Genomic DNA, 301 nt, shown 5'->3' on the forward strand with positions numbered 1-301 from the left:
GACGTTGTTATCTGACGGCGAAACGAGTTTGCCAGCGCCGACACCGTACCGAGAGTTTGTTGCCCATACGTTGCATCAGGCTGCAACGCTAGATGCTAAAGGGTTCTTTACGGAGCTGTTAGGGGGTGTAAATGAACCTACATTACCGTTTGGTTTGCAGGATACGCAAGGTGATGGCCGTGGTATTGAATACGCAAAACAGACTTTGCCAGAGGATCTTGCCCATAGGGTGAGAGCCTTGTGTCAGGCTCGCCGGATAAGTCCAGCTACGTTGTTCCATGCGGCGTGGGCACTGGTAGTA

At 52.2% G+C, this 301-nt stretch carries 1 protein-coding gene; it reads left to right on the forward strand.

What is annotated here, in order from left to right; genetic code table 11:
• Window positions 1-301, forward strand: a 301-nt coding sequence (locus J8L71_RS18445) for a hypothetical protein (protein ID WP_211001816.1), incomplete at both ends; no start/stop codon positions are given.

This window comes from Pseudoalteromonas sp. MMG007, assembly GCF_018100985.1.
Lineage (GTDB): Bacteria > Pseudomonadota > Gammaproteobacteria > Enterobacterales > Alteromonadaceae > Pseudoalteromonas.